Source organism: Rhodoferax fermentans (assembly GCF_002017865.1).
In the GTDB taxonomy this organism is placed as follows: Bacteria; Pseudomonadota; Gammaproteobacteria; order Burkholderiales; family Burkholderiaceae_C; genus Rhodoferax; species Rhodoferax fermentans.
Window position 1 is genome coordinate 619,714 of the sequence record NZ_MTJN01000002.1, and the last position, 12,803, is coordinate 632,516.

The 12,803-nt window shown below is 61.5% G+C and carries 21 protein-coding genes; all 21 read left to right on the plus strand.

The genetic code is table 11. The features are described 5' to 3' along the window. Positions 1 to 53: 53 nt before the first annotated feature. The 21 genes from RF819_RS03130 (at position 54) to RF819_RS03230 (ending at position 12,781) form a co-directional block, all read left to right on the plus strand. Entirely contained in the window at positions 54 to 1,640 is a 1,587-nt protein-coding gene (locus tag RF819_RS03130) for a Mu transposase C-terminal domain-containing protein (RefSeq protein ID WP_158081228.1), read from the plus strand. Beyond that, positions 1,637 to 2,638, plus strand: a complete 1,002-nt coding sequence (locus RF819_RS03135) for an AAA family ATPase (RefSeq protein ID WP_143541589.1) — start codon at positions 1,637 to 1,639, stop codon at positions 2,636 to 2,638. The genes RF819_RS03130 and RF819_RS03135 overlap by 4 nt, the downstream gene beginning before the upstream one ends. Continuing rightward, the gene (locus RF819_RS03140) at positions 2,638 to 2,862 is read left to right on the plus strand and encodes a hypothetical protein (protein WP_143541590.1); all 225 of its coding nucleotides are present in this window, start codon (positions 2,638 to 2,640) and stop codon (positions 2,860 to 2,862) included. The genes RF819_RS03135 and RF819_RS03140 overlap by 1 nt, the downstream gene beginning before the upstream one ends. Then, a complete protein-coding gene (locus tag RF819_RS03145) occupies positions 2,859 to 3,242 on the plus strand; it encodes a hypothetical protein (protein ID WP_078363623.1) in 384 nt (127 codons plus the stop codon). The genes RF819_RS03140 and RF819_RS03145 overlap by 4 nt, the downstream gene beginning before the upstream one ends. Continuing rightward, positions 3,229 to 3,840, plus strand: a complete 612-nt coding sequence (locus tag RF819_RS03150) for a hypothetical protein (RefSeq protein WP_078363624.1) — start codon at positions 3,229 to 3,231, stop codon at positions 3,838 to 3,840. Before RF819_RS03145 ends, RF819_RS03150 begins: the two co-directional genes overlap by 14 nt. Positions 3,841 to 3,866: 26 nt before the next feature. Further along, on the plus strand, positions 3,867 to 4,490 hold the full coding sequence (locus RF819_RS03155) for a DUF3164 family protein (RefSeq protein ID WP_078363625.1): 624 nt from the start codon (positions 3,867 to 3,869) through the stop codon (positions 4,488 to 4,490). A gap of 38 nt (positions 4,491 to 4,528) precedes the next feature. Continuing rightward, positions 4,529 to 4,738, plus strand: a complete 210-nt coding sequence (locus RF819_RS03160) for a hypothetical protein (RefSeq protein ID WP_078363626.1) — start codon at positions 4,529 to 4,531, stop codon at positions 4,736 to 4,738. Next, entirely contained in the window at positions 4,722 to 5,129 is a 408-nt protein-coding gene (locus RF819_RS03165; RefSeq protein ID WP_078363627.1) for a hypothetical protein, read from the plus strand. The genes RF819_RS03160 and RF819_RS03165 overlap by 17 nt, the downstream gene beginning before the upstream one ends. Further along, the gene (locus RF819_RS03170; protein ID WP_078363628.1) at positions 5,126 to 5,605 is read left to right on the plus strand and encodes a regulatory protein GemA; all 480 of its coding nucleotides are present in this window, start codon (positions 5,126 to 5,128) and stop codon (positions 5,603 to 5,605) included. Before RF819_RS03165 ends, RF819_RS03170 begins: the two co-directional genes overlap by 4 nt. Next, positions 5,602 to 6,075: a hypothetical protein gene (locus RF819_RS03175; protein WP_078363629.1), complete on the plus strand. Its 474-nt coding sequence runs from the start codon at positions 5,602 to 5,604 to the stop codon at positions 6,073 to 6,075. The genes RF819_RS03170 and RF819_RS03175 overlap by 4 nt, the downstream gene beginning before the upstream one ends. 335 nt (positions 6,076 to 6,410) lie before the next feature. Next, entirely contained in the window at positions 6,411 to 6,971 is a 561-nt protein-coding gene (locus RF819_RS03180; RefSeq protein ID WP_078363630.1) for a Rha family transcriptional regulator, read from the plus strand. 3 nt (positions 6,972 to 6,974) lie between these two features. Next, positions 6,975 to 7,253 carry a hypothetical protein gene (locus RF819_RS03185; protein ID WP_078363631.1) on the plus strand — a complete coding sequence of 93 codons (279 nt, stop codon included), beginning with the start codon at positions 6,975 to 6,977 and terminating at the stop codon, positions 7,251 to 7,253. Next, positions 7,250 to 7,918 (plus strand): hypothetical protein, encoded by a 669-nt coding sequence (locus RF819_RS03190; RefSeq protein ID WP_078363632.1) that lies wholly within the window; start codon positions 7,250 to 7,252, stop codon positions 7,916 to 7,918. The genes RF819_RS03185 and RF819_RS03190 overlap by 4 nt, the downstream gene beginning before the upstream one ends. Before the next feature lie 170 nt (positions 7,919 to 8,088). Then, positions 8,089 to 9,285: a hypothetical protein gene (locus tag RF819_RS03195; protein ID WP_078366743.1), complete on the plus strand. Its 1,197-nt coding sequence runs from the start codon at positions 8,089 to 8,091 to the stop codon at positions 9,283 to 9,285. Positions 9,286 to 9,322: 37 nt separating this feature from the next. Next, positions 9,323 to 9,700 carry a capsid cement protein gene (locus tag RF819_RS03200; protein ID WP_078363633.1) on the plus strand — a complete coding sequence of 126 codons (378 nt, stop codon included), beginning with the start codon at positions 9,323 to 9,325 and terminating at the stop codon, positions 9,698 to 9,700. Positions 9,701 to 9,759: 59 nt separating this feature from the next. Continuing rightward, a complete protein-coding gene (locus RF819_RS03205) occupies positions 9,760 to 10,713 on the plus strand; it encodes a major capsid protein (protein ID WP_078363634.1) in 954 nt (317 codons plus the stop codon). 80 nt (positions 10,714 to 10,793) lie between these two features. After that, the gene (locus tag RF819_RS03210; protein WP_078363635.1) at positions 10,794 to 10,988 is read left to right on the plus strand and encodes a hypothetical protein; all 195 of its coding nucleotides are present in this window, start codon (positions 10,794 to 10,796) and stop codon (positions 10,986 to 10,988) included. 6 nt (positions 10,989 to 10,994) lie between these two features. Beyond that, on the plus strand, positions 10,995 to 11,519 hold the full coding sequence (locus tag RF819_RS03215) for a phage protein Gp36 family protein (protein ID WP_078363636.1): 525 nt from the start codon (positions 10,995 to 10,997) through the stop codon (positions 11,517 to 11,519). Further along, on the plus strand, positions 11,516 to 11,962 hold the full coding sequence (locus RF819_RS03220; protein WP_078363637.1) for a phage virion morphogenesis family protein: 447 nt from the start codon (positions 11,516 to 11,518) through the stop codon (positions 11,960 to 11,962). The genes RF819_RS03215 and RF819_RS03220 overlap by 4 nt, the downstream gene beginning before the upstream one ends. Beyond that, the gene (locus RF819_RS03225; protein ID WP_078363638.1) at positions 11,959 to 12,567 is read left to right on the plus strand and encodes a hypothetical protein; all 609 of its coding nucleotides are present in this window, start codon (positions 11,959 to 11,961) and stop codon (positions 12,565 to 12,567) included. Before RF819_RS03220 ends, RF819_RS03225 begins: the two co-directional genes overlap by 4 nt. Before the next feature lie 10 nt (positions 12,568 to 12,577). Next, positions 12,578 to 12,781 (plus strand): hypothetical protein, encoded by a 204-nt coding sequence (locus RF819_RS03230; protein WP_078363639.1) that lies wholly within the window; start codon positions 12,578 to 12,580, stop codon positions 12,779 to 12,781. Positions 12,782 to 12,803: the final 22 nt, after the last annotated feature.

Consider the following 12,803-nt stretch of genomic DNA (forward strand, 5'->3'; position numbering starts at 1 on the left):
CCACAGGCCCTGGCCTTCTTGCGGTGCAAGCGGTGCCAGTTAGCCCCTTGATGATGGCAAACACAAAAGCGCGAGAACAGGCCCAGGCTTTGGCAACCTTGTTGGCAAGTGCTACGGGCGGTGCCGGTGCGGATGCAGAGGCGCAGGCACTGCGCAGCCGGGTGGCAGCAGCCCTGGCCGGTGCACCCGAGTACGTGGCACTGCTGGTGGTGGCGCGCCAGGCGGGCGTGGTGCGGCCCAATGGGGCAATACAAAGCGTGCCGACGCTCAAAAGGGCCATTTTGAAGCACCGCAACGGGGGCACAGCGGCACTGCTCAAGCGGCACCAGGGCAGACCGATGCAAGTGCAGGAATGGCATGTGCGCGCCGCCCGCCTGTGGGCCAATCCGACCAAGCGCGGCTATGCAGATGTGGCCTGGAAGCTGCGCGGCGAAGGGTATGAGGTCACGGATGCGCAAGTGATGCGCTACATCAAAAGCCTGGGTGCCACGGTGGCCAGCCCGCGCAGTGCGGACCGGGTGGGCAAACACTTTTTCAAGCTCAACTACAAGCATCACAAGCGCCGCAACATGGACGAGGTGTTGGTGGGCGAGATATACGCAGCCGATGGGCACACGGTGGACGCGTACATGGCACACCCCAGTACGGGCGGGCTGTATCGCCCCGAGCTGACCCTGTTCATGGACGTGAAGAGCCGCTACTTTGCTGGCTGGTGGCTGAGCGAGGCAGAAACAAAGGAGAGCACGCTGTTTGCGCTGAGCAGCGCCATGACAAGCCACGACCATGTGCCAGCGTGGGTTTACACAGACCACGGCTCTGGCTACCGCGCCAAGATGATGAGCGACGAGAACGTGGGCTTCTATGCCAAATTCTCCATCGCCACGATTGCCGCGCTACCCGGTAATGCCAACGGCAAGGGCTGGATTGAGCGCGCCTTTCGCACGGTGCGCGACAAGCATGACAAGTTCTTTGCCGATGGCCTGATGTATTGCGGCGACGACATGGCGCCAGAAATAAACCGCCGCCTGAGTGTTGACGTAGAGAAGGGCAAACGCAAGTTGCCCAGCTTTAACCAGTATGTGGACAGCCTGACCGCATTTATTGAGCAGTACCACAACACGCCCATGGATGCGCTGGGCGGAAAAACACCTGCGCAGGTGTGGGCGGGGTTGGAGCGCGTGCCGGTGGGCATTGAGTTTGACGCGGTGGCACGCCCCAGCGTAGAGCGCACTGTGAGTCACCAAGAGGTGCGCCTGGACAACCGGCACTACTACAGCGAAATGCTGGCCGAGTGGGACGGCAAGAAGGTGGCCGTGGAATACGACCTGCACAACGATACCAAGGTGTGGGTGCGAACACCCAAAGGCGTGCTCATCTGCGAGGCACCCCTGGTGCACACGATTGGTATTTTGCCGACCGACCGTATGGAGGAGCGGCGGCTTGTGCGTGCCGCAGATGCCGTCAAGCGCAAGCAAAAACACATTGCAGAAGACCTGGCGCGCAGCAGAGCACCCGTGGACGCCGCCAGCCAGGCCGCTGCCATTGAGGCGTTGACCTATGCCCCCAGCCCGGCGCTGCCCGCCCCGCGTGTGGATGACGATTTCAAAGTTGATCTCTTAAATTGGAGGAAAGACCAGTGAGCACTCCCGCAACTGAAACACAGAACGCCTTGCCAGGCATGGCTAGCGCCCCGACTGCCTACACACCACAAGATGTGTCCAAGGTGGATGCGGTCAAGAAGTGGCTGGAGGACCGCAAGAAGAGCCGTGCCTGGCTGAGCAAGAAGGCCGACATCCCCAGCGGCACGCTGAGCCAGATTCTGAGCGGCAAATACGTCAGCAGCCCGACCCGCCAGCTCAATCAGATGCTGTCGGTGCTGGACGTGGAAGCTGATCGCCTGAAGGATGGCACGCCTGGCTATGTGAGGGGCAGCGTGCACAAGCTGATGGTCGTGGTGTGTGACCGCACCCGCAAGCACCAGAACTTTGGCGTGATCACCGGCTATGTGGGCGTGGGCAAAAGCCGCTTCTGTGCTGAGTACCACGAAACCAACCCGATGACGCTGCTGGTCGAAGTCAGCCCCAACATGACGCCTGGTGTGCTGATGACCGAGCTGCTGGAGCAGTTGAACAACGCGGTGCCTGCCGGGCTGGACCGCAAGTTCCGCGAGCTGGTGCGGGTGCTCAAGGGCACCAACTATCTGATCGTGGCTGATGAGGCCGAGAAGATGAGCAGCAGCGCGCTGGAACACCTGCGCCGCCTGCGCGACATGGCCATGGTAGGCGTGGTTCTGGTGGGCACCGAGAAGCTGACCAGCCTGATCAAGCCGCAGCACGGCCAGTTTGACCAGGTGCGCAGCCGGGTGGGCATGTGGCCTGAGACGATCCAGTGCATCAGTCGCGACGACGCTGACGACATGGTGCGCGCCGCCCTGGCGGATGCCGGTGAGCTGAGTGATGACGTGCTGGACACCTTGTGGGCTTATTGCGATGGCAGTGCCCGTGTCCTCAATGAGAACCTGATCCCGGCTGTACGGGACTACGGCATGGGTAGCCTGCCCCTGTCAAGCCGGATGATTGAGACGATTGCCGCCAGCGTGCTGTTCATGTCCAAGCCACGTGTCGAGGTGACGAAATGATGGCCGCGCCGATGGCCGTAGCTGCCCCGCAGGCCGCAGCCAACGCACCAGGCCAATTGCTGGCGTGCCGAGTGGTGATCAAGATGGAAGACGGCTCACGCGGTGAGCACAACGGTTTGTACTATCACCGCATGGATGCGCTGAATCGGGCGCTGGACCTGTTCCCCGATGCCAAGGTGATCGTCAGCTTGTCGGGTGGCAAAGCCCACCGGAGCGCATCATGAGCAAGAACCACACCTGTCATGAGCTGGGCGTGTGTAACAGCCGCCATTGCAGCGACGTGAGCGCCTGCCCCGACTATGACCTGCTGGCGTGTAACGACACGGCTTGCCAGGGTCATGCCGAGATTGCGGCCAAGGGCCTTTGCCCCAGCCTTCTCCCGAAGCGCCGGTTTACCGACCGGCCCGGCGTGGCCCGAGAGGCTTACCCGCAGCCCACTTTCCCGTTTGCGCCAGGCGTGATTCAAGGGCCGAAATGGCGGACTGATGTCTACCCCCTGGAGGATGAGCACGCCGCCCTGAAAGCGCTGCATCGGGCGCAGATTGTGGTGGTTTTGATCGTATTGGCGCTGGTCGGCGCAAGGTGGTTCTATGTCACACACTGATCTGAGCTGCCCCGTGTGTGGCACCGGTCTGAGCATCGCCCACCTGCTGGTCGATGCGGATGACCGCGCCGCTGTGGTGCGCCTGCTGGCCCTGAGTACGCCTGTGGGCGCTGCTGTGGGCCGCTACATCAGCCTGTTCACCCCACCCAAAACAAGCCTGACCCTGCGCAAGCAAGTGCGCATCGTGCTGCAGTTGCTGCCCGACCTTGAGCGCCGAGCCATCACCCACCGTGGGCGCGATTGGCAGGTTCCCCTGAAGGTGTGGGAGGCAGGCATTGACCAGATGCTGGCCGCTCGCGATGCCGGTAAGTTGGATTTGCCAATGAAGGGGCACGCCTATCTGTATTCGATCTTGATGAGCATGGCTGACAAGACCGAAGCCGTTGCAGAGGCGCAATCCGAAGCGCAGCGCCGCACGCCTGCGGCCACCTACCAGGTGCGCGGGCAAACCATGCCGATGGGCCAGGCGCTGGATCAGGTGTTTGGTGGCGTTGACCCAGAGCTGGCAAGGAGGAAGGCCGAGGCGAGCCAAGCCGCACCTGTACCTGCAGAGGCGCGTGCCCTGCTGCAGAACCTGAAGCAAAGCATGAAACCCTGATTTTTACAACTGAGAAGGAACTGACCGTGAGTGAACAAAAAGAAACTGTGCCTGCTGGCTACTGGAAGGATGCCAATGGCTCCCTGGTGCCGGTGGGAAAGATCAAGGAAATCGACAAGCTGCGCCACCAGTGTGTGACCGGCCTGGCCGAAGCCGCCAAGAAGGCCAGCGCCGACCTGTTGTCTTTCAAGTTGTGCGCCATGCAGGAAGTCCAGGCGTTCATTGATACGAGCCTGGCCACCTATGACGTGCGCCAGGGCGGCAAGAAGGGCAATGTCTCTCTGGTGTCGTTTGACGGGCGCTACAAGATCACACGCACCATGCAGGACACCATCGTGTTTGACGAACGCCTGCAGGCGGCCAAGGCACTGGTGGACGAATGTGTGAAGGCCTGGAGCAAAGGCAGCAACGACAACATCAAGGTGTTGGTCAACAACGCCTTCCAGGTGGACAAAGCCGGTGCGGTCAATGTGGGCCGCATTCTGAACCTTCGCACGCTTGAGATCGCAGATGAGAAATGGCAACGGGCCATGAAGGCCATCGGCGACAGCATGAAAGTTCATTCCACCAAGCCGTATATTCGTTTTTACGAATTGGATGAGCAGGCTGGTGATTACGTGCCGATCTCACTGGATGTGGCGGCGCTATGAGCCAGGATACAGCTGCCCATCGCCCGGTCAGGTTGCAGATGAACACCAAGGGTGCCTGGCGTGACGTGCTGGACTTTGATTGCGCGGATGAAGATCGGGTCAAGACTGCGGCCGAGCTGCTCTTCAGAGGCGACAAGCGGGTGACATTGCGGGTGATCGCGCCAAAGCTGCCCGGCCCGCCGCTGATGTGCTGGTCTGATGCCACGGGCTGGCGGGTGTGGGGGGAGCGTCATGCCAATCAAGCCTGAAAACCGCTCTCGCTATCCAAAGGACTGGCCGGAGATTCACCTGGCCATATTGGAGCGTGCCAAATACCGCTGTGAGTGGCCTGGCTGTGGTGCGGGTCACCATCATGTTGGCTATTGGCGCGGTGAGCAGTTTGTGCGGATGCCCCAGGTGCTGAAAGATGCTGGATACAAAGCTGGCGATATTGTCATTTGCTCAGACCGCTCCGAACTCAAACTGCTGCGGATCGTGCTGACCATCGCCCACAAGGACCACACGCCCGAGCACTGCCACCCTGACAACCTGGCTGCCTGGTGCCAGCGACACCACCTGGCGTATGACCAGGAGCACCACAAGACCACGGCCTACATGTCGCGCAAACAGCGCGCCTGCACTCTGGAGCTACCACTATGAGCAAGGCTGCAACCGATGTTCAGCGCAAGCGCGAGCTGGCCCTGATCCACCTGGCCAAGGCCACGCTTGGTCTGAGCCGGGCTGACTATGAGCACGTGTTGCGCACGGTCACGGGCGAAACCAGTGCCGCCGATCTGGATGCGGCCGGGCGTGACAAGCTGCTCAAACACTTCAAGGCCAAGGGCTTCCAGGTCAAACCGACGCTCAAGTCAAAGCAGACCCGCACGGCGGCTGAGCAGCCGCAGGTGCGCAAGCTGCGGGCCATGTGGTACGCGCTGGCTGAAGTGGGTGCGGTGGCGCAGCCGACCAGCCCTGGCGCCTGTGATCTGTTGTTAGAAGCCTGGGCCAAGCGCCAACTCAATGGCACCCGCCTGGGGCCGCTGGATGCGCTGCGGTTTGCCTCTGGCGAGCAGTTGAACAAGCTGATTGAGGAAATGAAGGCCTGGGGCCTGCGCGTGGGAGCCAAGATCAAATGAGCCGCCCGGCCCCCAAGCTGACCGTCAAGCCGCAGGCGTTGCCCGCTGCCCTGCGCGAGCTGGCGCGGGTGCTGGGTGACTCTGACGCGCTGCGCCTGGTGGGCATGCATGGCGGGGCGCGGGTGTCGGTGCCCAAGCAGGCACGGGCTGATCACCCACTGCGCATGGCGCTGGGTGAGGAGGCTTTTGGGCGACTGGTGGCGGAATACGCAGGCGAGACGATTGAGCTGCCCAAGGGCGACGCCTACTTGCGCGAGCTGCGCCACGACCAGGTGCGCCAGTGCCGTGAGCAGGGCCTGACGGTAGATGAGACAGCCGAGGCGGTGGGCTACAGCCGCCGCCATGTGATCAACATCATTGGCGGGCATGCCGACGGCACCGATACGCTGACGATGGATATGTTTGAGGAGGCACCCTGCTCTTACGCTGGGCAAGCCAATGACCCGTTTGGGATGGGGGCACGGGGATGACTCCGCAGGTTTGCGGAGTCCTTAACCGGCGCAATTTTGCGCCGGTCTCAAACGCCTTTTTTTGTTCCGCTGGAACTTGTGCTAAATTCCGCGTGCACCTGAAAAAAACAGGTGTGGGTCTTGACAGGGCTCAAAAACCTAAGCGACTCTTAGAGCCGCTTGGACACCGCACAGGTCTAGCGGCTTTTTCGTTTGCGCTATCAATTTTGGTGGCTCGAATGGGAGGGCGCGAGCCCTGCCGGTTTCCCTTGGGTTTCCCGGTCTGTCAACCCGTTCGAGCCACCGCCCGATTGACAGCGAGCGATGGTTTCTCAACTGAAACGTAAGGAGTCGATATGACTAATTTTTCTCTTTCAAATTTCAACAGCAACACCCTGACTATGGGCAGCCAGGAATTGGCTAGCCTCACGCAAACACGCCATGACAGCGTCAAACGAACTATCGAGACACTGGCCCAAAAAGGGGCCGTAAAGCAACTTCCACAAATTGTGGAAGTTACCAACCACCTTGGACAACGTGTGCAGGAATACCACCTGAACCAGCGTGACACGATGGTGGTGGTGGCCCGCTTGAACCCGCAATTCATGGCCCGTGTGGTAGACCGCTGGATGGAATTGGAGGCCAAACAAGCCCCCGACACTGAGCGCGTGGCCCAGCTCGAAGCGGCTTTGCTGCGCAGCAACCCGCAGTGGGTGCAGACCATCCGCCTGCGCGGCGCTGGCCTGGAGGGCTGGGAGATTGCGCGGGTGCTGGAGGTGAGCCGCACCAAGCAAGAAAAGATTGTGCGTGCCATTCGCGCCGCAGGCCTGGGGCATTTGCTGCCCGCCACCGCCAAGCCACCCGTGGGCCACAAGCTGGCTGCAGCGCCCAGCACCCAAATGGCGCTGGAGGTCTGAACCATGAGCGCCTCTGTACAAGCCATTTACCCCAGCACCCGCCAGCAACGCGCCGCCTACAGCGTGGTGGATGCGGTGGACGATCTGGACGCCCAACTGGGCGCGCTGCGCGCCGTGGAGTGCCTGGCCATCAATGAGAAGGTGGGTAGCGAGGAATACCTGCCACAGCTCAAGCGCGAAGACCTGGCGATGCTGCTGTCGGTGCTGACCAGCAACCTGCAAACCCATTGCGCCACGGCGCGTGAAGCGGCGGTGGCCTCTGCCAAGGGGGTGGCCGCATGATTGTGGGGCAACACCGGGGGAACTTCCCCAAAGGCATAGCAGGTGAGCCAGCGCAGGCCAAGCGGCTGCGGTATGAAGATTGGCTGATTGCCACGCGTGAGCGCCTGTTGACTGGCGCTGAGTTTGCAGCGCAGTTGGGCGGTGCCACAGAAGACCGCAAACATCTTGACCCGGAGTTTGATGCGGTGATGTATCAGCCGGGGCGCACGGCCGCGGTGACACGCCCGAGCAAGACGCTGGCGATTCGGGCGCGCTGCTGGCAGTGTGTGAGCGGTGATGATGACGATGGCGGCACCACGCGCATTGCGGTGTGCAGCAGCACCGGGTGTGCCTTGCATTCGGTGCGGCCCTACCAGCCCGAGGGCGCACGGGTGAAGCGCCTGCCCCGCGCTGATGCCGACGTGAGCGGGGCAGGCCTGCACCGGTTGGACCATGGTGCCAAGGCGGTGGCCAACCCGGGAAACATTGGGCTGGCAGTGCGCGGCTACTGTCACCAGTGCTGCGGCGGGCGCTCAGATGTGGGTACCATGCGGGAAGCCCAGGGATGTGCTGTAGCGAACTGTGGGCTTTGGCGGGTTCGGCCGGGGGCAAATAGTGGTGGCGATCTGCCTTTGGGGGCTCAGGATGATTTGAGGGGGGAGTCGGTGGCATCAGAGGGCGTTTGAAACCGAGTTTGAAGCCGTTTAAAAGGGGGTTCGGCGCGACCAACAAAGAAAGTTGATACCAGCGCACCCCCGAAGCCCTGAAAGGCCCTGTAGTTCACACTGCAGGGCCTTTGCTTTTGGGGAACTGTTTCACCATGACCTGACGCCCCATGCCCGGCAAAGTACAGGGCATGAACAAAGCACACCAATTTAAAGGGCTGGCCGACTGGATCGAAGTGTTCCGGGCTGGCACGCACACCGACAGCAAGGGCCGTAGCTGCACTTTCAGCGAGGCCGACCTGGATCAGATGGTGAGCAACCTGGCGCTGGGCGCTGCGCCCGCCGTGCTGGGCCACCCAAAACACAACGACCCGGCGTATGGCTGGGTCAACGAAGGCGGTGCCAAGCGTGAAGGTGCCTCGCTGTACGTCAAATTCTCAGATATCAACCCGGCCTTTGAGGCGGGTGTGGCCAGCGGGGCGTATCGCAACCGGTCGGTGGCGGTGGTGAAAGATGCCGACGCTGGCTACCGCCTGCAGCATGTGGGCTGGCTTGGCGCAGCGGCCCCGGCCATCGCGGGCCTGACCCCGGTGTCGTTTGCGGCTGATGTGGCAGACGATGCCTGCTTTGAGTTTGCCGCCCCGGGCTACAGCCTGGTGTGGGGCCTGGAGACTGTGGTGCGCCTGTTGCGCGGCCTGCGCGACCAGATGATTGCCAAGGATGGCCTGGAGGCCGCCGATGCCACGCTGCCGCAATGGCAGATAGACAGCGCCCTGGAGGCCGCAACCCAGGCGCGCCAGGAGTTTCAGGATGCTGCTGATGACGCGGCCGAGGGCGAGACCGCCGACCCCATTGCCCCCCAATTTTCCAAACCAACCCCAACCGGAGGAGTTATGTCGTTTACCCAAGAGCAGCTTGATGCTGCAGCGGCCAAGGCCAAAAAAGAGGCCGAAGACAAAGCTGTGGCTGAATTTGCGTCAAGCCAGGCCGAGTTGACCAAGTTGCGCGGCGAGCGCCGGGCTGAGCGCATTGGTGCGCAGATCAGCGGCTGGAAGGCCAAAGGACTGGTGACCCCGGCTGAAGAGGCTGGTCTGGCTGAGTTCATGGGCTCGCTGGAAAGCGGCGAAGGTGGCGAGTTCACCTTCAGCGCCAGTGACAAGAGCGAGGTCAAGAAGACGCCGGCGCAGTTCTTTGCCGAGTTCATGGCGGCACGCAAGCCGCTGGTGAAACTGGGTGCGCAAATGGTTGCTGATGACGCGCCTGGTGTGAATAGCAACGATGCCGGTGCGCTGGCCGACGCCGCGCGCAGCTATATGAAAGAACAGTCTGACAAGGGACTCACCGTGAGCTTGCCAGAGGCCGTGGCCCATGTGGGCCGTCGCGCCTGATCAATCCCTTCAACCCCTCATTTTTCTGGAGTAACGCATGGCAAATATTTTGTTGGTCACCAATCACGTGGCCGAGGGTGCGATTGTTATTAATCGCTTGGTGAAGTATGGCGCGACTGATCGCGGCATTTTGCAGGCTTCGGCCAATACCGATTTCATCATCGGCAGTTGCATGGAGTCTGGCGCCGCCGTAGGTGAGCGCCAGGATGTGCCACGTGTGGGTCTGGGTTGGGTAGAGGCGGGGGCGGCGATTGTGCGCGGCTCGCCCATCACGTCTGATGCCACGGGCCGCGCGATCGTGGCGGCACCGGCTGCTGGCGTGAATGCGCGCATTGTGGGCTTTGCCGATGAGTCTGCTACTGCTGCGGGCGACGTGATCCGGTATGTGATTGAGCCGGGTGTGATGCAAGGCTGATAAGCCTGGCGCCTGATTGTTTTGAGTAAGTAACCCCCTTTTTTTCTGGAGTAACCCCTATGGCAACGACTTCGTTCCCCGTCAACCCGACGATGACGGCAATTGCGATGATGTACAGCAACCCGGCTGTGACATTGATCGCTGACCATGTGATGCCGCGCATTCCGGTGGCCAAGAAGTTCTCTTACAGCTCGTATGACATCGCGCAGGGCTTTACCGTGCCCCAAACATTGGTGGGTCGTAAGAGCACGCCCACCGAGGTGGACTTCACCGGCACGCTGATCAACGATGAAACGCAGGACTTTGGCCTGGACGACGTGGTGCCCAATGACGAAATTGAAGCCTGGGCCAGCATGCAAAAACCCGAGCGCGGTGGGCCGATCAACCCGCTGGACATCAGCACCATGCTGTTGACCAAGCTGGTGCTGCTGGACCGTGAGGTGCGAGTGGCTGGCAAAGTGTTCAATGCGGCCAACTATGGCGGCAACACGGCCACGCTGAGCGGCACCAGCCAGTGGAGCGATTTTGTGAACAGCAACCCGTTGGATGCGATTTTGGCGGCGCTGGACATCCCTCTATATCGGCCCAATGTGGCGACCTTTGGGCAGGCTGCATTTACCAAGCTGCGTCAACACCCGGCCATTGTGCAGGCGGTGTACGGCACGGCGCAAACCCGTGGCACGGTGACACGCGCCCAACTGGCCGAGGTGCTGGAGGTGCAGCAGGTGCTGGTGGGCGCAGGATTTGTGAACACGGCGCGCAAGGGTCAGGCAGTGAACAACCAGCGGGTGTGGGGCAAACACGCGGCGTTTCTGTACATCGACCCGGAGGCCGCACAAGCCAGCCAGCCGACCTGGGGCTTTACCGGCCAGTGGGGCACCCGTGTGGCAGGCAGCCTGCCAGAGCCCAAGAACGGCCTGCGCGGCAGTGAACGGGCGCGGGTGGGCGAGTCGGTCAAGGAAGTGATCTCGGCCCCGGCGCTGGGCTACTTCTTCCAGAACGTGGTGGCGTAAACCGTCAGGCGTTTCCGTGGCAAAGGGCAGTAGTTGCCCTTTGCTGCAAGTCCCCTTTTTCAATTTGATGGAGATTCCCAATGGCAACGAAGAATGACAAAGCTGCAGCCTTGCCCACAAAAACCTACAAGACCCTCACCCAGGTCGAACATGACCAGGTGAAATATGGCGCGGGCCAGCCTGCAGGTGATGAGCTGGAGCTGACCGATGCCCAGGCTGAGCCGCTGCTGGGCGTGAAAGCGGTCGAGTTGAAGGCTGTTGCTGCCGAGGCCTAAACCAGCATGCCTTACGCAACCGCATCCCAGTACATCCAGAAGTTTGGTCTGGATGACGCCGCCCAACTGCTGGCTGATGAGCAGAACACGCTCACCAGTCAGTTGTTGGCGGATGCTGTTGCCGTCAGCTTGGGCGGCTCCTGGACAGGTACGCCAGCGCAGGCTGACAAGGATGTGGCCAATGCGGCGCTGGCACGGCTTAACCGCCAACTGGTGGTCAGCAGCAACTTCATGGATGGCTACCTGCGCAGCGCAGTGACCCTGCCGCTGGCGGTCGGTGATGCCAATGCGGGCGTTCTGGAGGATTGCTGCCTGGCGCTGGTTCGTTACGGGTTGGCCGATGACTCTGACAACGCGACCGAGCGCATGGAAAAGGCGTATGAGCAATGGCGCTCCTGGTTGAAGGATGTGCAGGCTGGGCGGGCGCAATTGGTCGGGGCCACTGGTGAAGCGGTTCCCTCAACCGGGCGGGTGCGCACTGGACAGGCTGTGAGCATGTTTGATTGGCGCAGTTTTGGAGGCGGGCAGTGAGCGGCACGTCTCTGAGCTTCGGCTTTGACTCCCATCTCATTGCCGGCCATCTGGCGCGGCTGGTGATTTTTGACCATGGCAAGTTTGGAGGCGTTCGGCGTGAGATTGGTGAGTTCATGCGCGGCGAAATCCAGGACAACCTGGACGGGCAAAAGCTGTTTGACGGCTCGCCCATGCCGCAAAGCAAGGCGGCGGTCAAGCGCCGAGGAAAGACGCTGATCAAGGATCACCATCTGTATGACAGCTACACGTACAACCTGATTGACAGTGGCTTGGAGGTTGGCTCGGAGAAGGTCTATGCCGCCATTCATCACTTTGGTGGTGAGACGGGACGCCCTGGGCATCGGTTCACACTTCAGGCGCGGCCTGTGATGGGAATAGGGCCTCGCCAAGAGCTGGCCATTGGTGACTACGTGTTTGCAGCTATCAGGCGGACCCAATGAGCGCGACGGTCCTTCTTGACCAGGTGGTGGCACGGGTGCGGGCCAAGTTCACCAAGACTGAGGTGGCCACGGTGCAGCCGTATGCGGGTGAGTTCTCTGCGGCTGAGATTCCGTTCAAGAGCTACAACTGCCCGGCCATCTTTGTGACGGTGCAGGGCTGGCAACCGGCAGACAGTGATTGCCGCCTGACTGGCAAGCATGCCAACAAGGTGCAGCTGGCAGCGTTTGTGGTGTTCAAACATGCCGACCGCAACAAGCGCATGGCCGGGGCGATGCTGCTGGCTGAGCGCCTGGGCATCGTGATGCGCCAGTGGGAGCCGATGCGCGAGACGGCAAATGCCAACCTGCCTGTGACGATAGCCGGACTGGAAGCCGATGCCACTTGCGAAAACCTGTACGGCCGTGCGCTGGACGCAGCAGGTCAGGCGCTATTTCTGGTCGACTGGCACCAGTGCGTGAAGCCCGAGGTGCCTATGGAACAGATATGGGACTTGTTGGCGGTGGGCATTGTGGACAACACACGGGGCGGCACCGTGCCTGCCGATGCTGCGGACACGGGTGTGGTGCCGGTGGTGACTGATGACGTGAAATTTATACAAACCTGAAAGGTAACCCATGGCCAAGACTGATTCCAAGATTGAAACCCCAGTGGCACCCCCCGCACTGGGCACGCAGGTGCTGGTGAAGGTGGCCAGCGGTTGCATGCTGGTGAACAACGAAACCAATGCTTACTTTGAGCCCGACGTGGCTACCCCGGCGACGGTGACCATCACGCTGCTGCGCCGCCTGCAGGACGGTGATGTGACGCTGGTTGGCTGAACCGCCTTCACGCGGCCGTCAA

Bases quoted from the DNA above. Each gene is read 5' to 3' on its own strand.
- RF819_RS03205 (WP_078363634.1), top strand. From the start codon at position 9,760: ATGGCAACGACTTCGTTCCCCGTCAACCCGACGATGACGGCAATTGCG.
- RF819_RS03140 (WP_143541590.1), top strand. From the start codon at position 2,638: ATGGCCGCGCCGATGGCCGTAGCTGCCCCGCAGGCCGCAGCCAACGCA.
- RF819_RS03230 (WP_078363639.1), top strand. From the start codon at position 12,578: ATGGCCAAGACTGATTCCAAGATTGAAACCCCAGTGGCACCCCCCGCA.
- RF819_RS03150 (WP_078363624.1), top strand. From the start codon at position 3,229: ATGTCACACACTGATCTGAGCTGCCCCGTGTGTGGCACCGGTCTGAGC.
- RF819_RS03175 (WP_078363629.1), top strand. From the start codon at position 5,602: ATGAGCCGCCCGGCCCCCAAGCTGACCGTCAAGCCGCAGGCGTTGCCC.
- RF819_RS03160 (WP_078363626.1), top strand. From the start codon at position 4,529: ATGAACACCAAGGGTGCCTGGCGTGACGTGCTGGACTTTGATTGCGCG.
- RF819_RS03195 (WP_078366743.1), top strand. From the start codon at position 8,089: ATGAACAAAGCACACCAATTTAAAGGGCTGGCCGACTGGATCGAAGTG.
- RF819_RS03190 (WP_078363632.1), top strand. From the start codon at position 7,250: ATGATTGTGGGGCAACACCGGGGGAACTTCCCCAAAGGCATAGCAGGT.
- RF819_RS03170 (WP_078363628.1), top strand. From the start codon at position 5,126: ATGAGCAAGGCTGCAACCGATGTTCAGCGCAAGCGCGAGCTGGCCCTG.
- RF819_RS03180 (WP_078363630.1), top strand. From the start codon at position 6,411: ATGACTAATTTTTCTCTTTCAAATTTCAACAGCAACACCCTGACTATG.
- RF819_RS03225 (WP_078363638.1), top strand. From the start codon at position 11,959: ATGAGCGCGACGGTCCTTCTTGACCAGGTGGTGGCACGGGTGCGGGCC.
- RF819_RS03200 (WP_078363633.1), top strand. From the start codon at position 9,323: ATGGCAAATATTTTGTTGGTCACCAATCACGTGGCCGAGGGTGCGATT.
- RF819_RS03210 (WP_078363635.1), top strand. From the start codon at position 10,794: ATGGCAACGAAGAATGACAAAGCTGCAGCCTTGCCCACAAAAACCTAC.
- RF819_RS03185 (WP_078363631.1), top strand. From the start codon at position 6,975: ATGAGCGCCTCTGTACAAGCCATTTACCCCAGCACCCGCCAGCAACGC.
- RF819_RS03145 (WP_078363623.1), top strand. From the start codon at position 2,859: ATGAGCAAGAACCACACCTGTCATGAGCTGGGCGTGTGTAACAGCCGC.
- RF819_RS03130 (WP_158081228.1), top strand. From the start codon at position 54: ATGGCAAACACAAAAGCGCGAGAACAGGCCCAGGCTTTGGCAACCTTG.
- RF819_RS03165 (WP_078363627.1), top strand. From the start codon at position 4,722: ATGCCAATCAAGCCTGAAAACCGCTCTCGCTATCCAAAGGACTGGCCG.
- RF819_RS03215 (WP_078363636.1), top strand. From the start codon at position 10,995: ATGCCTTACGCAACCGCATCCCAGTACATCCAGAAGTTTGGTCTGGAT.